The organism is Blautia fusiformis, from assembly GCF_020686995.1.
GTDB classification, from domain to species: Bacteria; Bacillota; Clostridia; order Lachnospirales; family Lachnospiraceae; genus Blautia_A; species Blautia_A fusiformis.
Window position 1 is genome coordinate 88695 of record NZ_JAJEPT010000009.1, and the last position, 21583, is coordinate 110277.

The following is a 21583-nucleotide window of genomic DNA, read 5'->3' on the forward strand; positions in this document are numbered from 1 at the left end:
TCCCTTCCAAGCCTTTTACTATACTATATGAAGTATACAAACTGCTTTTTTGTTTGTCAAGAAATTTTAATATTGCTTTGACAACTTAAAGTGGCAGAATGTTACTTTTTACTCTGTTCTCAGTAACACGCTTCGCGATGCACAGAATTTACGCAGATCGCATAAATTCGCGCGGTATGTTTCGGGTTTTCTGTGAGTGATAAGTGGAACTTTTATTTCTGTAAGCCATTTATTCCTTCATCTACGTAAAGGTCATTGCCGTCTGCCGCTGATGTGGCAAGCTGATCACACCGTTCATTTAACGGATTATCTGCATGTCCCTTAACCCAGTGGAAGCTTACCTGATGCTGCTCCTTGGCCTTTAAAAGGCGTTTCCAGAGATCTACGTTCTTCACATCTTCGTTTTTTCCACGTTTCCAGTTTTTCTTCAGCCAGGAATCGATCCAGTGCTGATTAAAAGCATCTACCAGATATTTGGAATCGGAATACAGATCCACCTGGCAGGGGCGGTTCAGTGTTTCCAGTGCTACGATGGCTGCCATCAGTTCCATCCGGTTGTTTGTGGTTTTTTTGTAGCCTCTGGACAGTTCACGTTCATGTAACTGGCCTTTGGTATCGATGTACTGAAGAACTGCTCCGTAGCCTCCCGGTCCATCCGGATTTCCCCGGGCTGCACCATCCGTATAGATTTTTACCTGCATATTTGCTTCTCCTTAAATTTTCAATTTTATGTCCATACGCCTGTTTGTTCAAAGTTTACTGCCGGAGACTATGTTGCTTATACCCAGTCTACAAAAAATGTATGGCCTTTATAAGTTTCATATTTCACTTTGCTGAAATTCAGATTTTGGTTCCAGAAATAGCTGGTCATCATGAAATACATATAATTAAAATCTTTCTGTTTAAATCCGCTGAGTGTTCTGGCTTTGCCGGAAGTGACATGTTTATTGAAAATAGTCATTGCTTCTCTTGCAGCCTGATAAGCAAGAGTACGATTTTCAAACTGACCATTGAGACGTTTGAGAAGGGCCCCGTTCCGCACTACAGAATACTGTGGGGTTGTGCTGCTTCCGATATTCTCATAGATCACACCTCGTATCGTAGATGGAAATTCCTTGTCTGATTTGATCGTACGATTCAGAACACAAAGTGCTACTGCTTCCATTCCGATCTTGCCCTGATCGCCTGCCTCCGATTCGCAAAGTGCGGCCAGCAGTGCTTCATCGGATGTCTTGCCGTTGGCTATTCCAGGATGGCTCTTATATTCTTTTACCATAGTGTAATATCTGCTGTTTTTGGTATCGTAAACTTTGACATCTCCATTGCTGACATTTAGATTTGGTTTGGTAGTCTTCGCAGTGGCCACTCCGTCTGCTGCGATGGAGTATGTAATTCCATTCACTGTCACGGAGGTACTTACTGCCATGACACCGTTGGATTTAAAATAATAGTTCTTCTGATTGATCGTCTTCAGACCAGTATACATATAACCGGTACTGGTGGCAAAATAGTAGCTGATATTTTTGGATTTGTTTTTTACCCATTTGGTTGCCATATAACCGGAAGTTTTGTAAAAATAACGTTTCTGCCCTTTGCTGTTGGTGAGCCAGCCGGTTGCCATAATGCCTCCGCCTTTTGTGAAATAACGTTTCCTTCCCTTGCTGCAGTTTACCCAGCCTGTGGTAAGCTTACCTGTTTTGGGATTGAAATAGCGCTTATGGCCTTTGGAATCTGTCATCCAGCCGGTTGCCATAACACCCTTGCCTTTTGTAAAATAGTAGGTATATTTGCCATTGACCTTCATCCAGCCCTTTACCTGTACTCCGGTCTTTGTGTTAAAGTAGTACTTGTATCCGCCCAGGGTCATCCAGCCTTTCTGCTTGCTCCCATCACTTTTTATGTAGTATGTTTTTCCATCGATAGTTTTAAAGCCTGCAGTGGCAGCCTGTACCTCTTTTGCAGAAGCAGAAAAAACTGTGCTTCCCACGATCAGCAGCATGGCAAGCATCAGACCCTTCAGCCATTTTTTTGTTCTGAAACTCTTCATAATTTTCCCCATTTCCTGTTTTAGATATAAAAGCTAGTTTGTCTCAAAAATTACAAAAATGTTACATTTCGTTTATTATATCGTAATGAATAAACACTGTCAACTTTTTTGTAACTGTGGACGGACTCCTGCCATATGATGAAGTGTAAATAAAATTTGCTGGAGGACTTATCGATGAGTGACTTAGCGGCTACCAATTGTGGATGTGATTGCGGATGTGGTTGTGATTCCGGATGTAGCACAGGATGTGGATGTAACAATAACTGTGGCTGTAATAATGGCTGCGGAAATTCCCTGTTTGGAAACGGTGGAAACAGCTGCTCCTGTATCCTTTGGATCATCTGTCTGATGTGTTGCTGTGGAAACAACAGTGGCTGTGGCTGTAATAACAACGGCTGCAACGACAGCTGTTGGATCATCATCCTTCTTCTGCTTTTGTGCGGAAATGGATGCGGCTGCAACAATTGCTGCTGATCTTTTGAAAAGGCAGAGGTTATTTCCTCTGCCTTTTCTGCTGCCGTTTTTTTGCTTCCTCCTGTTTCTGTTTTTTCTCTTCCAGACATTTCAGATCTATTTCATAAAAAGAATTTCCATCAATGACAAGTTCCTGTTTTTTTTCAGATTCCATAATCACATTCCTTTGAAAAATTTCTTCTATATATAATATGACCAGAGAAGGTTTCTGTCATATTTCTTTCTGCAAATTCATAGATTTCAGGAAAAAGGATTTTTTTATGGAACAGGAGCCTATCGCACGTACTGCTCTGGATGAAATGGTGGAAAGTGACCAGGATCAGATGCTGAAAGCCATGATCCCGTACCTTCCTTCTTCCGGGCAGCGGTTTTTATCTGTGTATACGAAAGTCCGGGAACTTCGGAATACCATGTCGCTTTTTCAAAGCAGCCGTAGAACAGCCGATCTGCAGGCTACCGGTTTTTCCGGCACCGATCCTCTGGAAATGCTGCAGGATATCCGTAAGTGCTGTGGCGGAGAAAATCGCCGTCAGATCGATCATATCACCAGTCTTATGGCTACGATCCAGATGCTTCAGATCATGAATGAAGATTCGTCAGGAGGTGAGAATCCATGAGTGATGACTGGAAAAATAATCCCCGGCTTTCCGGAATGGACCCTCAGAAGCTTTCCATGCTTCAGGGTCTGGCAGATCAGGGATTGGGGAAAAATCCGTCCGAACTTCTGCCTTTTATCATGGGCGCAGCTTCTAAAGGAAAAAATGCGGGCTTAAATTTCAGCTCTGATGAGATCTCCACTATCATAGAAGTTCTGAAAATGGGGAAAAGTCCGGCAGAGGCAGCTAAGCTTGACAGAATTGTGAATCTGATGAAAATGATACGTCATTAACAGCTCTGTGATCCCGGAACAGCGGTTTTCTGTTCCGGGATTTTCTACTTTGTAATTCTTTTTATATTTGTCGGAATATAATCTGCAAAAATCTGACATATCCATAGATTCTATCGCATAATTCATAGAACATATTCCCTATTTTTGTGATATTTTTTTATCATTTTCCCTTTCTTCTTATATCAGTATATGGTATACTTGTCCGTGAAATGAATGATATGCAAAATAGGATTTTATGCGTCAAGTGTTTGGCGAATGGGGAGTTGTCGCCAGAACGAAAAGTACGTCTTACGGTATGAAATCCGCACCCGTTGCAGCAATATAAGAGAATATCTCATATTGTGTAGGGCTTTTTCGACATACGTTCTATTACAATTGGAGATATCTTTTTTTATGCGCAAAAATAAAAGAGACAGTCTCCGAAAAACGTGATTTTTTTAACAAATGGAGGTTGTTATTTATGGTAGACAAAGCAAAAGTTGAAGAGGCGATCAAGCTTCTTCTCGAGGGAATCGGCGAGGATGTAAACAGAGAGGGACTGCAGGGAACTCCGGAACGTATCGCCCGCATGTGCGAGGAAATTTATGGCGGACTTGATAATGAAGCGGATGAACATCTTCAGAAACAGTTTCATGTAGAGAACAATGAAATGGTTCTGGAAAAGGATATTACCTTTTATTCCATGTGTGAACATCATCTTATGCCCTTTTACGGAAAAGCTCATATCGCATATATCCCAAATGGCAAGGTTACCGGCTTAAGCAAGCTGGCCCGTACCGTTGATGTGTATGCAAGAAGACCGCAAATCCAGGAACGTCTGACTGTGCAGATCGCAGATGCGCTGGAACGTGTTCTCGCTCCTAAGGGAATCATGGTTATGCTGGAAGCGGAGCATACCTGCATGACCATGCGTGGGATCAAAAAGCCGGGAAGCAAAACGGTTACGACTGTTACCAGAGGTGAATTTAAAGAAAATATGGAGCTTCAGAAACAGTTCCTTGCTATGGTCAAGGACTGATGGACAGAGTGAATCAGATCTGGAATCATCCGCTCTATCAGAATGAGCTTAATAAGCTTCAGCTTCTGGAGACTGACCGTGAATTCTGCAGACATACACCGGAGCATTTTTTGGATGTGGCACGCCTTGCCTATATCAGAGCACTTGAGGAAAATGCTCCTGTTTCAAAGGAACTGATCTACTGTACTGCTCTTCTTCACGATATCGGACGGGCCAGACAGTATGAAGATGGTACGCCTCATGATGAGGCCGGCGCTGCTATTGCCGGGCAAATATTAAATGAGCTTGGATTTTCTATGGAAGAAATCGAAGTGATCGTTTCGGCAATACGTGGTCACAGAGCTCAGACGGATCAGACAGTTCTTGGAAAACTGCTTTATACTGCGGATAAAAGCTCCAGAAACTGTTTTTTCTGTAAAGCAGAGCCGGAATGTTACTGGTCTCCTGCCAAAAAAAATATGACGATCCAATATTAGGAGGTTTTTCCATGAAAATCGGAAATCGTGAGTTTGATGTAAAAAACAAAACATATATTATGGGTATCCTAAATGTCACACCGGATTCTTTCTCAGATGGCGGAAAATGGAACGATATGGATCATGCCCTGAAACATACAGAAGCTATGATCGCCGAAGGTGCTGATATTCTGGATATCGGTGGGGAATCCACACGTCCGGGGCATACACCGGTTGGTGCACAGGAGGAGATCGAGCGTGTTCTTCCTGTTATCGAAGCAGTAAAAGGGCGTTTCGATATCCCCATCTCTGTAGATACTTATAAGGGATGTGTTGCGGAGGAAGCCCTGAAACACGGAGCAGATCTTATCAATGACATCTGGGGACTGAAATATGATCCTGAAATGGCTCCTGTCATTGCCAGATATCAGGCTCCCTGCTGTCTGATGCATAACAAAGACAATACCGAATACAATAATTTTATTGTGGATATGCTGGCAGAAACCCAGGAATGTGTCAATATTGCCAAACGTGCCGGTATTGCCGATGATAAGATCATCCTTGATCCTGGTGTCGGATTTGGTAAAACCTATGAGATGAACCTGATGACCATGGATAATCTGGAGCTTTTCCGGAAGCTGGGATATCCGGTGCTTCTTGGTACCTCCAGAAAATCCATGATCGGACTTGCACTTGATCTTCCTGTAGATCAGCGTGTAGAGGGAACCCTTGCCACATCGGTGATCGGTGTTATGAAGGGCTGTGCATTTGTCCGTGTTCATGACATCAAAGAAAATAAACGCGTCATCCAGATGACAGAAGCTATTCTGGGACGTTAGGAGGAACTGATGGATAAAATCGAAATCAGAGATCTTGAGATTTTTGCAAACCATGGCGTGTTTCCGGAAGAAACAGCTCTCGGACAGAAATTTGTTGTTTCTGCTGTTATGTATACAGAAACACGTCCGGCAGGGCTGACAGATGATCTTTCTGCTTCCATCAATTATGGAGAAGTCAGTCATATGATCACCGATTTTCTTCAGAAAAATACTTATAAACTTTTGGAGGCTGCTGTGGAGAATCTGGCAGAGATGCTGTTGCTTTCTCTCCCATTGTTAAAAAAGGTCACCCTTCGTATTGAAAAGCCCTGGGCTCCGGTAAGACTTCCACTGAAAACTGTTGCTGTGGAAATTACCCGAGGCTGGCATACAGCTTATATTGCTTTTGGTTCCAATATGGGAGATAAGAAGAAATACCTGGATAATGCGATCCAGGGGCTTCGAGATATGAAAGAGATTGTTGTTGAAAAGGTTTCAGAGTATCTTGTAACGGAGCCTTACGGGGATGTGGAGCAGGATGAGTTTCTCAACGGAGCCTTAAGAGTCCGGACGCTGCTTTCTCCGGAGGAGCTTCTTGACAGGCTGCATGTGCTGGAACAGGCTGCGGACCGAAAAAGGATCATTCACTGGGGACCAAGGACACTGGATCTGGATATTCTGTTTTACGATAATGAGATCATTGATACAGTGGAGCTGCATGTGCCTCATATTGATATGGAAAACAGGGATTTTGTGCTGAAGCCTATGGTAGAGATCGCACCGTATCTTCGGCATCCGGTGTTGAATTTAACAATGGAGCAGTTGTTAAAAAAGCTTGAGGGAAAAACTTTGGCGGTGTAACTTTATTTGTTAAGACAAGCCCGATACAGATTCTTTACTACAATCTGTATCGGGCTTGTCTAATATGTATATAAGCTATTGAAAAAAATTTTATTTACGGTTTACCAGGTCGAATTCGTCGGTGATCTCTTTGGATGGTGCCTTAGTAATAAGGCTGACGATGATATTTGCTGCGATGGCTACCAGAAAAGCGGGAAGAAGTTCATAGATTCCCCAGGCGCCACCCAGTTTGCTGATTCCGTATTTCCAGATGAATACCATGGAACCGCCGCAGATCATTCCTGCCAGGGCTCCCTGCCAGTTGGAACGTCTCCAGAATAATGCCAGAAGCACCACCGGGCCGAATACGGCTCCGAAGCCTGCCCAGGCAAAGGATACGATAGTAAACACAGAACTGTTCGGGTCGCGGGCAATAAACATGGCTACTACTGCAATGAGAAGAAGCGTGATCTTATCGGCTGCCATGCTTTCTTTTTTTGTTTCTTTATCCTTCAGGATGCTTCCGAGAAGGTCGGAAGAAACTGCTGAGGATGCTGCCAGGAGCTGAGAATCTGCAGTTGACATGGTGGATGCAAGGATTCCTGCAAGGATGAGTCCTGCAAGGATTGCTGCAATTACACCATGTTTACTGAGAAGATCTGCGATCTGAACGATAATTGTCTCAGATGCGGAACCTTCCAGAAGGGCAAACTCTCCTGCTGCTGTCATTCCAAGTCCTACCACACCGATCAGTACTGCCACTGCCAGTGAGATCACTACCCATATAGTTGCTACTCTTCTGGAAAGTGTAAGCTTCTCTTCGTCTTCGATCGCCATGAAACGAAGAAGAATATGCGGCATTCCGAAATATCCAAGTCCCCATGCAAGCATGGAAATAATATTAAGCAGTGGATATGCCTGTTCTGTTCCGGTTGTCGGATCATATGTAGTAAACATAGTCAGATATCCGGGCAGTGATCTTGCATGGTCTGCAACTGCTTCAATACCACCTGCTGTGTTGATCCCGAATACAAATACGATCACAAGAGCGATGGACATGATGATACTCTGGATAAAGTCCGTGGTAGATGCTGCCAGGAATCCTCCCAGTGTGGTGTATCCAACGATGACCAGTGCACTGATGATCATAGCCGGCAGATATTTTACACCGAAGAGACTTGCAAAAAGTTTACCACAGGCTGCAAATCCGGAAGCTGTATACGGAATAAAAAAGATCACGATAAAAATCGCTCCGATAGACTGCAGGATCTTTTTCTCATCTCTGTAACGATTACTGAAAAAGGATGGCAATGTAATGGAATTTCCTGCCACATGTGTGTAGCGGCGGATTCTTTTTGCCACGATCCTCCAGTTTACGTAAGTTCCAATCGCAAGGCCAATGGCTGTCCAGCCTGCATCTGCAATACCGGTAAGATAAGCAAGCCCAGGCAGGCCCATCAGAAGCCAGCTGCTCATGTCAGAAGCCTCTGCACTCATAGCTGTTACAAGTGGTCCAAGCTTTCGGCCTCCAAGATAGAAGTCAGAACTGTCATTATTGTTCTTGGAGCACAGATAACCTACAAAGATCATTGCACCCAGATAGACGATAATGGCTGCCATTATACAAATATGTGCTGTTGTCATGTTTCTCTCCCTTCCATGTATGTTTTCACATATTTATAGATATTATTATATTAACTTAAGAAAGTAAAGGGTATTTTGGGATTTTTTACATATTTTCTGTATAAAATTGTATAAATAACAAGAAAAAGGGCTGAACCCGATAAACAAGCTCAGCTCTTTTCAACATTTCTGTTTAATTTTCTTCGATACGTTTCTCTACGTCTTCTACTGTATATGCTTCTGTCAGTACTTTCAGAGCCTCCGGTGTGGTGTCTGTATTGTAAGCTTTGATCACTTCCATCAGATCTGCACAGCTGTATGCATTTTCGTAAATATCCTGTGTATATCCGTAAAGCTCGTTGAAAGTATCTTTATCCGATGCATTCCAGAATCCCTGATACAGACGAACTGTGTTGTAATCTGTATCGTCAGTGTTTGCCTCCGGATGACCGGACATTGCGTTATACAGGATCGCAAAAGCAGGGCCTCCCATGGATGCATATTTTCCGGCAATGTAATCAATCTTAGGATTTCCAAAAGAATCCTCATCATTGATCTCATCATGGTTTTCCATGGAGAAGCAGTCAACTGCTCCAACCTTGATGTTAGACCCCTGCTCCTCTTCTTTTGATGTAATGAGTTTCATGATCTCATCAACATTGAAAGTACAGAAAACCGCATCATAATCTCCATCTACAAAAGCATGTTTCAGGTTATTGATTCCTTTTGGGTCTGTCATATATCCAGGACAGATGGTAATGGTGATATCATCTTTACCGGCATCTACAACCGTTGTTTCCTCCGATGCAGCAAGTTTTTCCACATCTTCGGAATAGGTCAGACCTTCTTTTTCAGCCAGTCCTTCCAGAACACCGATGGTTCTCTGGAGATGCATATAGTTCCCCTTAGAAGCACCGCCTGACGGTATGAGGTAATTATTTGTATCTGTATCTGCAAAATACTCAGCCATATTATAACCGGCCTCATAATCAGCCTTTGCATCCGGGCCCACACTTCCGAGGAAATACTGGCTTGTTTTTATCTGCTCATAATCTTTATCGCTGATGCTTCCGGAACCAAGAACATAGTACATCTCTTCTTCATCGCAGGCTTCTACAATCTTCTGAATATCCTGACCATAGAAGGAGATGATTCCGCTTACGCCCTGCAGTTTCATTGCACGAATGAAATCAATCTCATCCTCTGCGGAATTGATGCTTCCTGAAAAATAGAACTTCACTGGGAATCCCTGCTGGATATAATCCCTGTAATAGCTCATAAACATGTTCATTTCCGGGCTGTCCTGATTATATACTACAACACCGATCGTATACTGAAGATCTCCGTCTTCCACAGCAGCAGAAACTTTTTTTCCGCTGACAGCAAAAACAGCAAGCATCAACAGCAGAATGCCTAATATTTTTAAGTTTTTAAATGTCATACTGTTTTTTGCCTTTCTTTATTTCTCAGTTACATAATGGCAGGCAACTTCATGTCCTGCTTCCATTTCCTTAAGTACAGGCCTTGTTGTTTTACATTTTTCCATGCAATGCTCACAGCGGTTCTGGAACGGGCATCCGTGAGGAACGTCCAGAGGACTTGGTGCCTCACTCTCAATACTCTCGATCTTTTTGTGCTGATCCATATGAATGGAAAACTGTGCTCCCAGAAGTGCCTGTGTATACGGATGGAGAGAGTTTTTCGCAACATCCTCCCCAGGAATTACCTCTACAATATTTCCAAGATACATAACTGCGATCTGATGAGCAAAAGAACGAATCAGCGCCAGGTCATGACAGATAAACAGCATACTGATATTCTTTTCTTTCTGAAGGCGCACAAGAAGCTGGATCACGGATTCCTGTACAGAAACATCCAGTGCAGAGGTAGCCTCATCACATACCAGAATCTCCGGTTCCAGAGAAAGTGCACGTGCAATACTAATACGCTGTCTCTGACCACCACTCATGTTATGGGGATAACGGTCTACAAAATCTCCAGGAAGCTCTACCATCTCCAGAAGTTCTCTGGCCTTGGCTTCTTTTTCACTTTTTTTCAGTTTCCCATAATTGATCAGTGGCTCTGTAAGAATGTCCACGATCTTCATTTTCGGATCAAAAGAAGCAAGCGGATCCTGGAATACCATCTGCATGTTCTGACGGTTCAGCCAGGTTTCCTTTTTGGAAAGATCTGCAAGATTTTTTCCATGGTAAAGGATCTCACCGCTGGTCGGCTTGTCAAGGGAAATGACCATACGGACAAATGTTGATTTACCGCAGCCACTCTCTCCTACGATTCCCAGAGTTTTTCCTTTATATACATTTAAGTTTACATCGTTACAGGCTGTTAAGGTTCTGCCGCCGGAAGCCGGGAACTGCTTTACGATATGCTTCGCACTAAGTACGATATCAGATTCATTAAACATAACGCTGTCCCTCCATTTCCGGCACTGCAGCCAGCAGTTTCTTAGTATAATCACTGGTCGGGTGATTCATAACTTCATCACGGGTTCCCTGATCCACAACTTTTCCATGCTGCATAACTACCAGCTGGTCAGCCATATAGGCTGCAACACCGATGTTATGGGTAACGATGATGATACCCGTTCCGAAATCATCACGGAGTTCCATCATCTGGCGTACGATCTGTGCCTGCGTGGTTACATCCAGGGCACTGGTCGGCTCATCTGCAAGAAGCAGTTCCGGGTTAAAAGTCATAGCCATGGCAATACCAACTCGCTGGCGCATACCACCGGAAAGCTGGTGAGGATAACTTTTCATGATATTTTCCGCGTCTGGAAGACGCATTTTCTGAAGCATGGAGCAGCCTTTTTTCCATGCTTCTGCTTTGGATACGTCAGTATGTGTACAAATATACTCCACATACTGACTGCCAATCTTACGAATCGGGTTTAAGGTTCCACCGCAGTCCTGGAAGATCATGGAAATACGGGTACCTCTTAATTTTCTCCATTCATCCTTTGTATTGGAAAGCAGAGATTTTCCGTTGAACTGGATATCACCGGCACTTACCCGGCCGCCCCCGGCAAGTGCGCCGAGAACAGCACGGATAACAGTTGTTTTTCCACTTCCACTCTCTCCTACTACACTGATGATCTCACCTTTCTTCATGGAAAGATTGAAATGCTCAATGATAGGTGCCTGCTTTCCGTACTGAACGGAAAGATCCTTGATTTCAAGCATAAATAAACGCTCCTTTACTCGGCAAGAGTGATATCCTTTGTCAGCCAGTAGTAGTCCATCGGATACATCTTAACGCCAGTTACCTTCTTATTGGAGAAGAGATAAGTTGTCTCATATCCGAAGAATACAGTTGCTGCATCGTCCATGATATCCTGCTGGATGTCAACGATGAGATCTTTTCTCTTATCCTCATCAAATGTCTGAGCAAGCTCATCAAGAAGCTTATCTACATCCGGATTGTTATATCCTGCAGTGTTGTTTGCAGAAGAGCTGTACCAGTTCTCTCTTAAGTAGTTCTCCGGGTCACCGGTGTTGGCAACCAGTACGTTCCAGATAAGAAGGTCATACTGTCCGGAATCTCTCATGTCAAGAAGTGTCTCATAACTTACTGTATTCAGGTTTACGTTGATACCGATCTCTTTCAGGCTGGCCTGTGCTGCCTGTGCGTATACACCAAGCTCTGCACGGCTTGTGTAGATAACAAAATCAAGAACAAGCGGATCTCCGTCCGGAGTCTCTACATATCCGTCGCCATCAACATCTTTGTATCCAGCATCCTCGAGGATCTTTTTAGCGCTGTCCGGATCGTAAGAGTTTTCATCGTTAAGATCATCAAATCCAAAGTCAAGTGTTGGCGGAACCGGTGCTTTACCAGCTGTTGCACCACCCTCAAGAAGAGTGTTGCAGTATGTCTCTTTGTCAAGTCCACGGAGAAGTGCCTGACGAAGTGCCTTGTCGCTGAGTGCATGATCCTCATTCTGGTTCATGAATGCATAAGTAGAACGAAGAGACTGAAGCTCCTGGATGTCGTAATTGTCATTTCCCTCAAACTCAACCAGGTTCTCTGTTTTCAGGTTGTAAGCGATATCGATCTCGCCTGTCTGAAGAGCCATGGAACGTGTTGTCTGGTCATCGACACATTTCAGAGTAACTCTGTCAAGCGGAACTTCGCCATCCCAGTAGTTCTCATTCTTTACTACAACGCAGGAGTCTGTCGGGCTGAAAGACTCTACTGCATAAGGTCCTGTACAGATCGGTCCTTCCATTGCAAATGTGGAATCATCAACATTTGTATCAACGATCAGAAACAGCGGGTCTGCAAGGCATCCGGCCATGTTTGCGTTTGCTCTGTTCAGGTGGAAGATCAGGTTCTGTCCGTCAACTTCAATACTATCAAGGTCAAAGAACTCCGGAACACGGTCGCTCTTCTCAGCTGTACGCTCGATGGAAGCTTTTACCATCTCCGGTGTCATATCATCGCCGTTGGAGAATTTTACACCCTCACGGATCTTGAATGTCCATGTTTTTCCATCTTCACTGTTGTCCCACTCTTCTGCAAGACATGGAACGATATCACCGTTCTCATCGAATTTTGTAAGGCACTCACCGATCGCATAACGGGATACAACCCAGCTGAAATACTGCTCTGTCGGCTCAAGTGTATCTGCAAAGCTTGTTACTCCAATCGTGATTTCCTTATCACTGCTCTTATCGCCCTTTGCCTGAGCCACTGTTGTCATAGAAAAAGTCATCATACATGCAAGTGTAGCAGCCAGCACTTTTTTAACTACGTTATTTCTCATTTCATCCTCCTAAAGATAAATATACTGATTATTGGTGTTGGTTTGTTACAGAAACGTTTTTTAATCCTGGCGCGGATCCAGTACATCACGGATGCTGTCTCCAAGCATATTGAAAACAACAACACAGATCACGATCGCAATACCAGGGTAGATCATAAGCCATGGCGCTTTTGCCATGTAAGTTCTTCCTTCATTCAGCATCAGTCCCCACTCCGGTGTCGGCGCAGTTGCACCAAATCCCAGGAATGAAAGGGAAGCCAGCTCCAGCATCATGGTTCCGATATCTGCTGCCGCAGTTACCACCATCTGGGTTACCATGTTCGGAAGAACGTGTACAAGAAGAATTTTCCAGGTCTTTGTTCCGTTTACCACTGCAGCTTCTATATAAAGACTCTTCTTGACTTTCAAAACCATACTTCTTGCAAGGCGGGCATACTTCGTCCAGCTTACAGCCGCGATGGAGATAACGGCATTTACCAGGTTTGGTCCCAGCATACCGGCAATGGCGATGGCCAGTACAAGGCCGGGGAAAGAGATCATCATATCTGCGATACGCATAATCACCGCGTCCACAACGCCACCGAAATATCCGGCAATAACTCCTAAAAATGTACCGATCACAAAAATCACCGCAACCAGACATAATGTCATGATCAGGGAAGTTCTTGTTCCGAAAATAACACGGGAAAGAAGATCTCGTCCAAGTTTATCCGTTCCGAACGGATGAGCGGAACTCGGCTCCTGCAGTGATTCAGTCATAACTGCATTCAGCGGATCATATGGCGCAAGCTGCGGTGCGAAGATCGCAACGCCAATTACCACCAGGCCCAGAATGAAGAAAAGAGTGAACTGTTTATTTTCTTTAAATACTCGTAATACCTTTTTCAATTATCTATCCTCCTTAAGTCTTGGATCGAGATAAGTGTAGGACAGATCCACAAGCAGGTTGATGCACATGTACAGGATCGCGATCCAGAGTACATAGCCCTGTACAAGAGGATAGTCACGACAGGAAATTGCCTTTACTGCCATATTTCCCATACCAGGCCAGTTGTAAATGATCTCTACAACTGCGGTACCTCCAAGGAGGCTTCCAAGGGAAAGACCCAGCAGTGTTACCAGCGGAAGCATTACATTAGGAAGAACGTGTTTCCAAAGGATCACGCTTTCTTTGATTCCACGCATTCTTGCACCGGTCACATAATCCTGGTGAAGCTCCTCCAGCACCGCACTTCTTACCTGGCGGGTATATTTCGCAGACATGGCAAGTGCAAGAGTCAGTGCCGGAAGGATCATAGACTTGAAATCCGTACTTCCTCCTGCTACATTGATCCAGCGAAGCTGAACACCAAAGATACTGAGAAGGATCAGGCCCAGCCAGAAGCTTGGAACAGATACTCCCACAAAGGTAATTCCTCTCACAAAATAATCCGGGAATTTGTTCTGATATACAGCGGCCAGGATTCCAAGCGGTATGGAAATAATGACCATCATCAAAAGTGCCAGCAAAGACATCCTCAGCGTTGGCCAGAAACAGGATACCAGTTTATCCGTTACCGGCATTTTGAAAGAATAGGACTGTCCCATATCTCCTGTAACAACACCCTTCAGCCAGGAACCATACTGCACGAGAAAGGGCTGATCAAGGCCAAGCTCATGTCTTGTTTGTTCCAGAAGCTCCGGTGTCGGAAGATTACCACATTCTGTCAGCATGATCTCCGCAGGATCACCAGGTGACAGGTAGGTCAGTCCAAATGTGAAAAAGCTGATTCCAAATAATACAATGATGATCTGGAGAAATCTTTTTCCTATTTGTTTCTTTGTCACGTTTTACTCCTTTCCTCATTTGATGCGATTTTAACATTGCCGTTTTAATTGAGTTAGATAAAAAAACTACTGGATTCTTATTATGCAGAACATGCATGGAATTTTAGAAATTTGCACGAAAAAAGCCCGCGATGAAATACGGGCACATAAAAAAATATGCTTCCTATCTTCCGTAAGAATCATTTTAAAACAATTGCAAGCAGGTCTCCTGACTTAGGATCCTTACCCTCAGACACCTTCCCGGTCTATTTCTCACGCACTCGACCAGTGGTATTTTGTCTGAGGATTCCCCCTTACAGTGACGGGATCGTACCGGATTTACACCGGTTTCCCTATTAATCCTCTCGGAACTTACAACGGCTGATGTGAAAATCAGCAAATGCTGTTAAATTACCTAAATATTATACGATAAAACTATAGTTTATGTCTATGGAAAAATGTTATATTTTTTGAAAACTCATAAATTTTGTTAAAGATGCTTGAATTGTATATATCCCCCATTGGGGATTTGACAATTAAATTTATCTGATCTGCTAAAAAAACACGGATTTTACCTCGCTGTTTTTACAAATAGAATAGCAAATGGTAAAACCCGGTTTTCTTACTGTTTCAATATGTTTTCAGACAGAAGCGTTCTGAAAAGATTGTTTACTATCAGGTCAGAGTATCTGTGATCGCCGCATATGCGATCATCGGTCCGTCTTCAATGATATTCAGGCTGGCTGTCTGATAAAGTACGACTCCGTTTTCAGTTGCAATAGACGTGTAAAGTAAATTTCCATAGTAATCTCTCAGTTCACCCAGTTCTTCCCCCTTAAAGAAGTACTCTCCAGGCTTCTTGGATGGATACCAGCATCCGGTATACGGCGCATATTCATAGACTACATTTTCAAGAAGCATCTGACGGTAATGCTTCAGACCATGACACGTCTTTCCCTGGAGATGAAAAACAAGGTGACGGACATCTCTTTTATCCTGTTCTACTTCCTCCCAGGTCCAGTAGCTGTGTCCGCCTCTTTCGATAAGAATACTTGGAATTCCAAGAGAAGAAGCATAATTATAGGCGCCACCTGTGGCGGTTGTGGAACGGACTACATATTTTACGCCGATATGCCGTGCCATATGTAATGACTTCTCTGCTGTTTTTTCATCTACAACCCCTACATAATAAACATAGGGATGAAGTTGTTCGAACCCATCTCCGCTATGCAGGTCGATATAATAATCTGCTATGGAAAAAAGTTTCGTTACTATAGTATGGGCAATACGATCTGCAGCTGTTCCCTCAGGATCTCCGGGGAAAACGCGGTTCAGGTTCTTGCCATCCTCATAGACCAGACTCATGGTGCGATGCTCAAAGCCGCTGACGTTGACCAGTGGAACGATGATCACATTTCCCTTCAGTTCTTCCGGCTGAAATTCTTTTGCAAGTTCCATTGCTGCCTGGATTCCCACATACTCCGCACTGTGTATTCCTGCCGTGATCAGGACCGTCGGTCCGTCTTCCACTCCGCATATCACAGTTGCCGGCATTGCCATGCCATTTCCTGAGATCTTAATTTTTCCCTGTGCCTTCTCTCCTTTTTCAATCACCCAGTCATCAATTTTGATCATTGATTGTTTCCCTTTTCCTTTTTTATATTTCCGCACTTTTGACGATAAGTATAACATGCCTAACCGAAATTGTATATATTCTTTTTAGGATTCCAGGAATACATAAAAAAGCTTCCGTAACCGTTTTTTCTGACCCGGTGTACAGAAGCTTTTTTCCTGAATGATATATAATTTATCTTTTCGCCAGTTCCCTAGTGATTTCTTCCCAGCTGACGCCTTTTTCCACCATGAGTACCATCATATGATAAAGAAAATCTGAAATTTCATATTTAATCTCTTCTTTATCCGGATTTTTGGCTGCAATGACGATCTCTGTGCATTCTTCACCGACTTTTTTCAAAATCTTGTCGATTCCTTTATCAAAAAGACAATTAGTATAGGAACCTTCCTTTGGATGCTCTTTTCGGTCAGTGATCACATCATACACATTCTGGAACACGTGAAGTGGATTGGTATCATCGTACTCTTTTTTCATCAGCGGTTTGAAGAAACAGGTACGGTTTCCTGTATGGCAGGCTGCTCCAACCTGCTCCACTTTGGCAAGGATCGTATCATTATCACAGTCAATAGTAAGAGCCTTTACATACTGTACATGTCCGGATGTCAGACCTTTGGTCCAGAGCTCATTCCGGCTGCGGCTCCAGTATGTCATTTTTCCCAGCTTCAATGTTGTGTTAAAAGCAAGCTCATTCATATAGGCCAGCATCAGTACTTCATCCGTCCGGTAATCCTGGACAATAACCGGAACCATTCCGTCACTGTTTAATTTAAAATCCGACCATGCAATATTACTTTTATATGTGTTTACCGGAATTCTGGCTTCTTCGCAGGTTTCCTTAAATGTATGCAGATCATTTTCAAGACTGCTTACATAAGCACCGCAAAGTCCGGACACAGCTGCTTCTCCTAAAAGCTTCAGAACGTTCTCAGATCTGTTTTCATCGGTATGAAGAACAATGGAAATCTGCGAAATCTCTGCGATTTCATTTTCGACAGTGTCCAGAGCCAGAACAGTGTCTGCATATTTTTCAATCAGATCCTGATTTTCTGTGAATTCTCTCAGATCAGAGATGCTGATCATCATACGCTCTTTTCCAAAGCGCCGGGATACTTCTTCCAGAAGCTTGATATTATTCTCTTTCGAAAAATTCAGTACAACTTTGGCACATCCCGCATAGATCAGCTTTTTTACATCTTCCATACGTTTGATATTTCCCGCTGCGATAACCGGGATCTCAGATGCCTGGCAGATATCACGGATTTTTCCAATCGCACGGTCATGCTCTGCATCTGCGGAAGAAAAGTCAAATACCAGAAGCTCATCTGCCCCATTGTCACCGTAAAATTTTGCAAGTGTTTCTACATTTCCGTCTCCGAAAAGATTTCTCTGTCCAAATCCTGTTACCGCTTTTTCTGAATGAAGATAAAGACATGGGATCAACTGTTTGTTCATAAGTGGTCTCCTTCTGTATCAGAGGCTTCCCTTGGTAGAAAGCACGTCTGTGATCCGGGAATCGTATTGTGTTGCTGCATCAAGGGCTTTCGCAAAGCTTTTAAACATGGCCTCTGCCACATGATGGCTGTTTCCTCCGGAAAGAACTTTGATGTGAAGATTCATTGCCGCAGAATAGGATACTGCATAAAAGAATTCTTTTACCATCTCTGTGGCCATATCCCCTATTTTTTCAGTAGAAAACTCTGCATCCCATCCAAGATAAGGTCTTCCGGAAAGATCTACTGCGCAGAGTACAAGCACTTCATCCATAGGAAGGATACAGCTGCCGTAACGTTTGATCCCTTTTTTGTCGCCAACTGCCTCGCGGATAGCGTTTCCAAGGACGATTCCTGTATCTTCAATGGTGTGATGATCATCTACATTCAGATCACCGTGGACTCTCAGCGTAAGATCATACAGTCCATGTCGCGTAAAACCGTCCAGCATATGGTCAAAAAAGCCAATACCTGTATCAATATCGGAACTTCCCGTTCCATCAATATTCAGCTGCAGACGTATCTGTGTTTCTTTTGTGTTTCTTTCGATCAGTGCTTCTCTTGCCATTATTCGTTCTCCTTGTCCTCTTCCTCAAAACGGACTGCAATGGAATTTGCGTGTGCAGTCAGCTGTTCCGATGTGGCAAACTGGATAATGTCCTTGTGGATCTTTCGGAGTGCTTCTCTTGAATAATATACAATACTGGATTTTTTGATAAAATCATCTACAGAAAGTGCGGAGAAAAATTTGGCAGTCCCATTGGTAGGAAGCACATGGTTTGGTCCTGCAAAATAATCTCCAAGTGGTTCAGAGCTGTGCTCTCCGATAAAGATCGCACCTGCATTTCGCACCTTCATCATATCTTCAAAAGGATTCTTTGTGACGATCTCCATATGTTCAGAAGCAATTTCATTGGCAGCCTCAATGGCCTCGTCCATATCTTCTGCGATCAGGATATAGCCAAAGTTCTCCAGGGATTTCTCGATAATGGCTTTCCTGGAAAGTACCTCAACAAAACCTCTGACTTCTTTATCTACCTGATCTGCAAATTCCTCATTTGTTGTGATCAGAATCGCAGATGCCATCTCATCGTGCTCTGCCTGAGAAAGAAGATCTGCTGCAATATAACGTGGATTTGCAGTCTCATCTGCAAGAACGAGGATCTCGCTTGGGCCGGCGATAGAATCAATGCTTACGTATCCATAAACTGCCTTTTTTGCAAGCGCAACAAAAATATTTCCGGGCCCTACGATTTTGTCAACCTTTGGAATACTCTCGGTTCCATATGCAAGTGCTCCGATAGCCTGTGCACCACCCACTTTATAGATTTCATCTGCACCGGCTTCGTTGGCAGCAACAAGTGTGCTTGGATTTACTTTTCCGTCTTTTCCAGGAGGTGTTGTCATTACAATACGGTCAACACCGGCAACTTTTGCAGGAACGATATTCATCAGCACGGAAGACGGATATACAGCCTTTCCACCGGGAACGTAAACACCTACACGGTTCAGAGCGGTTACCTTCTGACCAAGCATGGTTCCGTCTGTTGTGCTTGTGAACCAGCTGTTCTGAAGCTGCTTTTCGTGATAGCTGCGGATATTCACCAGTGCTTTTTTGATCACATCGATCAGGGAAGGATCTACCAGCTTGTATGCTTCCTCGATCTCCTCCGGTGTTACACGGATCGTATCCCCTGTCACTTCGACTTTATCAAATTCTCTGGTAAATGCAAATAACGCGGTATCTCCCTCTGCTTTTACTTTGGCAAGTATATTTGCTACTGCATCCTCGTATTTTCCATAATTATTAGGGCTTCTTTTTAAGAGAGTTTCCAGAATATCTTTTGTAGATTCTTTGGTGAGTTTTACCTTACGCATAATAAATTCTGCCTTCTTTCTGTATTTTGGAGGTTCATCTGTTGCTCAGTTTATTTGACCACACCTCGAAGTTCCGTGATCAGTTTGCGGATCCGTTCATCTTCCATTTTCATGCTGACCTGATTGACTACCATACGTGCAGACAGCGGGCAGACTTCTTCCAGCACCTTCAGGCCATTCTCACGAAGGGTGCTTCCGGTTTCCACGATATCCACGATAACCTCGGAAAGTCCTACGATCGGTGCAAGCTCGATGGAACCGTTCAGCTTAATGATCTCCACAGTCTGATGCTTTTTGTTATAGAAGTAATCCTTTGCAATATTTGGATATTTTGTAGCTACACGGATCAGCTGATTGTTATTCAGAACTTCTCTGGCGCTTTCAGGGCCGCAAACGCACATGCGACATGCTCCAAATCCAAGATCCATAACCTCATATAGCTTTCTTCCTTCTTCCAGAATGGTATCCTTACCTACGATACCGATATCTGCTGCACCATACTCTACATAAGTCGGCACATCCGGACCTTTTGCAAGGAAAAACTTCAGCTTCAGTTCCTCGTTGGTAAAGATCAGCTTTCGGGAATCTTTGTCACGCATCTCCTCACATGTAATACCGATCTTCTCAAACATATCCAGTGTTTTGCTGGCCAGACGCCCTTTTGTGAGGGCAAATGTAAGATATCTCATCAGTCCTGCTCCTCCTTTGTCGGGCACAATGCCACTTTTTTACCTTCGTTTCGAAGCTCCATTGCTTCCTGGATCGCTTTTTTCAGATTTGCCGGATCATAGGTGATCACAATGGTCTTATCACCGGCCGGAGCAGTCAGCTTCTGTCTGGAAAGCGCGAGCATCAGGTTATCAACCACAATGGCAAATCCAATGGAAGAAGCCGGTTTTCCGAAATGTTTCATCAATTCGTTGTATCGTCCGCCTTTGAGCAGAGGTTCACCGGTTCCATATGTATAGGCCTGGAAAATGATCCCTGTATAATAACGGAACTTACTGAGCATTCCAAAATCAAAAGCAATATATTTCTCACAGCCGTATACTTTCAGGATCTCATAAATTTCTTCCAGTCGTTTTACTGCAGAAAGTGCCTCCGGATTGGAGGTGAGTTTTTTTGCTTTTTCCAGCACTTCTGCTGAACCGAACATCTGAGGCAGTTCAGCAAAAGCCTTGGAAAGGTTATCGCCTAAATTCTGTCCCTTAAGAAGTTCTTCCACACCAAAATAATTCTTCTGAGAGATCAGCTCACGAAGATGCTCTTCTATCTCTGGCTCCAGATCTGCCTCTGCAAGCAGGGATTTATAATAATCTACCTGGCCTACGCTAACCTGGAATTCGGTAAGTCCTGCTGCCTTCAGACACTCCACGGTCATAGCAAGAATTTCAGCATCTGCTGCTGCAGAATCATCTCCCATATGTTCAACACCCATCTGAGTATTTTCTTTCATCTGACCTCTGTAACTGGAATTGTTGATAAATGTATTTCCGGTATAACAAAGTCTTACAGGTCCCTTTTCCGGATCAAAATAAGTTGCACATGCTCTGGAAACAGACGGTGTAAAGTCGGGTCTGAGAACAAGTGTGTTTCCCTCTCTGTCAAAAAATTTATATAAATCCTTGGATGGGATCGTTCCTACTTCATTGCTGAACACTTCAAAATACTCAAATCCCGGTGTTTCTATATCTTCATATCCATATCTTGAAAACACCTGGTGGAGCTCCTTCTGGAGCCGTTTTTTGCGGCCGCATTCCTCTCCATAAATGTCCCGCACACCTTCAGGTGTATGAAAAATACGCTGCATGTTCATTTCCTCC

The 21583-nt window shown here is 43.7% G+C and carries 23 protein-coding genes, 2 riboswitches and 1 other annotated feature (1 of these 26 running past the window's edge); of the genes, 7 read left to right on the plus strand and 16 right to left on the minus strand.

Annotated features, from left to right (window positions below; genetic code table 11):
• Positions 1 to 18: a binding site (T-box leader), on the minus strand; it reaches 303 nt to the left of the window's first position.
• 194 nt (positions 19 to 212) lie between these two features.
• Positions 213 to 701: a ribonuclease HI gene (gene rnhA / locus LKD46_RS09305; RefSeq protein WP_022426546.1), complete on the minus strand. Its 489-nt coding sequence runs from the start codon at positions 699 to 701 to the stop codon at positions 213 to 215.
• Positions 702 to 778: 77 nt separating this feature from the next.
• The gene (locus LKD46_RS09310) at positions 779 to 2047 is read right to left on the minus strand and encodes a cell wall hydrolase (protein ID WP_022426547.1); all 1269 of its coding nucleotides are present in this window, start codon (positions 2045 to 2047) and stop codon (positions 779 to 781) included.
• A 174-nt stretch (positions 2048 to 2221) separates the two neighbouring features.
• Between LKD46_RS09310 and LKD46_RS09315 the strand changes: the two genes are divergently transcribed.
• Positions 2222 to 2521 carry a hypothetical protein gene (locus LKD46_RS09315; RefSeq protein WP_015524939.1) on the plus strand — a complete coding sequence of 100 codons (300 nt, stop codon included), beginning with the start codon at positions 2222 to 2224 and terminating at the stop codon, positions 2519 to 2521.
• Between the two features lie 19 nt (positions 2522 to 2540).
• Here the strand turns inward: LKD46_RS09315 and LKD46_RS16545 are convergent, their stop codons facing one another.
• On the minus strand, positions 2541 to 2675 hold the full coding sequence (locus LKD46_RS16545; protein WP_022426548.1) for a hypothetical protein: 135 nt from the start codon (positions 2673 to 2675) through the stop codon (positions 2541 to 2543).
• 106 nt (positions 2676 to 2781) lie between these two features.
• Between LKD46_RS16545 and LKD46_RS09320 the strand changes: the two genes are divergently transcribed.
• From LKD46_RS09320 to folK, 6 genes are all read left to right on the plus strand, one after another.
• Positions 2782 to 3138: a hypothetical protein gene (locus LKD46_RS09320; protein ID WP_022426549.1), complete on the plus strand. Its 357-nt coding sequence runs from the start codon at positions 2782 to 2784 to the stop codon at positions 3136 to 3138.
• Positions 3135 to 3410 carry a hypothetical protein gene (locus LKD46_RS09325; RefSeq protein ID WP_015524936.1) on the plus strand — a complete coding sequence of 92 codons (276 nt, stop codon included), beginning with the start codon at positions 3135 to 3137 and terminating at the stop codon, positions 3408 to 3410. The genes LKD46_RS09320 and LKD46_RS09325 overlap by 4 nt, the downstream gene beginning before the upstream one ends.
• A gap of 219 nt (positions 3411 to 3629) precedes the next feature.
• Positions 3630 to 3726: riboswitch (THF riboswitch) on the plus strand.
• Positions 3727 to 3870: 144 nt separating this feature from the next.
• Positions 3871 to 4428, plus strand: a complete 558-nt coding sequence (folE, locus tag LKD46_RS09330; RefSeq protein ID WP_015524935.1) for a GTP cyclohydrolase I FolE — start codon at positions 3871 to 3873, stop codon at positions 4426 to 4428.
• Complete coding sequence (locus tag LKD46_RS09335) at positions 4428 to 4904, plus strand: HD domain-containing protein (protein ID WP_227574069.1); 477 nt, start codon at positions 4428 to 4430, stop codon at positions 4902 to 4904. Before folE ends, LKD46_RS09335 begins: the two co-directional genes overlap by 1 nt.
• Before the next feature lie 11 nt (positions 4905 to 4915).
• On the plus strand, positions 4916 to 5722 hold the full coding sequence (gene folP / locus LKD46_RS09340) for a dihydropteroate synthase (protein WP_227574070.1): 807 nt from the start codon (positions 4916 to 4918) through the stop codon (positions 5720 to 5722).
• Positions 5723 to 5731: 9 nt separating this feature from the next.
• Positions 5732 to 6562, plus strand: a complete 831-nt coding sequence (folK, locus tag LKD46_RS09345) for a 2-amino-4-hydroxy-6-hydroxymethyldihydropteridine diphosphokinase (protein WP_173753537.1) — start codon at positions 5732 to 5734, stop codon at positions 6560 to 6562.
• A gap of 90 nt (positions 6563 to 6652) precedes the next feature.
• Here folK and putP read toward each other — a convergent pair whose 3' ends face one another.
• The 13 genes from putP to hisZ form a co-directional block, all read right to left on the minus strand.
• Positions 6653 to 8185, minus strand: a complete 1533-nt coding sequence (putP, locus tag LKD46_RS09350; protein ID WP_118513556.1) for a sodium/proline symporter PutP — start codon at positions 8183 to 8185, stop codon at positions 6653 to 6655.
• Positions 8186 to 8357: 172 nt separating this feature from the next.
• Positions 8358 to 9605 (minus strand): hypothetical protein, encoded by a 1248-nt coding sequence (locus LKD46_RS09355; protein ID WP_227574071.1) that lies wholly within the window; start codon positions 9603 to 9605, stop codon positions 8358 to 8360.
• Positions 9606 to 9623: 18 nt separating this feature from the next.
• Entirely contained in the window at positions 9624 to 10589 is a 966-nt protein-coding gene (locus LKD46_RS09360; RefSeq protein WP_118368733.1) for an ABC transporter ATP-binding protein, read from the minus strand.
• The gene (locus LKD46_RS09365) at positions 10582 to 11367 is read right to left on the minus strand and encodes an ABC transporter ATP-binding protein (protein WP_118368732.1); all 786 of its coding nucleotides are present in this window, start codon (positions 11365 to 11367) and stop codon (positions 10582 to 10584) included. The genes LKD46_RS09360 and LKD46_RS09365 overlap by 8 nt, the downstream gene beginning before the upstream one ends.
• Before the next feature lie 14 nt (positions 11368 to 11381).
• Complete coding sequence (locus LKD46_RS09370) at positions 11382 to 12950, minus strand: ABC transporter substrate-binding protein (RefSeq protein ID WP_118368731.1); 1569 nt, start codon at positions 12948 to 12950, stop codon at positions 11382 to 11384.
• A 60-nt stretch (positions 12951 to 13010) separates the two neighbouring features.
• Positions 13011 to 13838 carry a nickel transporter permease gene (gene nikC / locus LKD46_RS09375; RefSeq protein ID WP_118368730.1) on the minus strand — a complete coding sequence of 276 codons (828 nt, stop codon included), beginning with the start codon at positions 13836 to 13838 and terminating at the stop codon, positions 13011 to 13013.
• Positions 13839 to 14777, minus strand: coding sequence for a nickel ABC transporter permease (gene nikB, locus LKD46_RS09380; protein ID WP_118513550.1), 939 nt, complete (start codon positions 14775 to 14777; stop codon positions 13839 to 13841). It lies immediately after the preceding gene.
• Positions 14778 to 14958: 181 nt separating this feature from the next.
• Positions 14959 to 15147: riboswitch (cobalamin riboswitch) on the minus strand.
• 284 nt (positions 15148 to 15431) lie between these two features.
• A complete protein-coding gene (locus tag LKD46_RS09385; RefSeq protein WP_227574072.1) occupies positions 15432 to 16391 on the minus strand; it encodes a M14 family metallopeptidase in 960 nt (319 codons plus the stop codon).
• 172 nt (positions 16392 to 16563) lie between these two features.
• Positions 16564 to 17844 (minus strand): bifunctional phosphoribosyl-AMP cyclohydrolase/phosphoribosyl-ATP diphosphatase HisIE, encoded by a 1281-nt coding sequence (gene hisIE / locus LKD46_RS09390; protein WP_227574073.1) that lies wholly within the window; start codon positions 17842 to 17844, stop codon positions 16564 to 16566.
• A gap of 18 nt (positions 17845 to 17862) precedes the next feature.
• Positions 17863 to 18450, minus strand: a complete 588-nt coding sequence (gene hisB / locus LKD46_RS09395) for an imidazoleglycerol-phosphate dehydratase HisB (protein WP_021976578.1) — start codon at positions 18448 to 18450, stop codon at positions 17863 to 17865.
• Complete coding sequence (hisD, locus tag LKD46_RS09400; RefSeq protein ID WP_227574074.1) at positions 18450 to 19760, minus strand: histidinol dehydrogenase; 1311 nt, start codon at positions 19758 to 19760, stop codon at positions 18450 to 18452. Before hisD ends, hisB begins: the two co-directional genes overlap by 1 nt.
• 50 nt (positions 19761 to 19810) lie before the next feature.
• A complete protein-coding gene (gene hisG / locus LKD46_RS09405; protein ID WP_118513540.1) occupies positions 19811 to 20449 on the minus strand; it encodes an ATP phosphoribosyltransferase in 639 nt (212 codons plus the stop codon).
• Positions 20449 to 21570 (minus strand): ATP phosphoribosyltransferase regulatory subunit, encoded by a 1122-nt coding sequence (gene hisZ, locus LKD46_RS09410; protein ID WP_227574075.1) that lies wholly within the window; start codon positions 21568 to 21570, stop codon positions 20449 to 20451. The genes hisG and hisZ overlap by 1 nt, the downstream gene beginning before the upstream one ends.
• Positions 21571 to 21583: the final 13 nt, after the last annotated feature.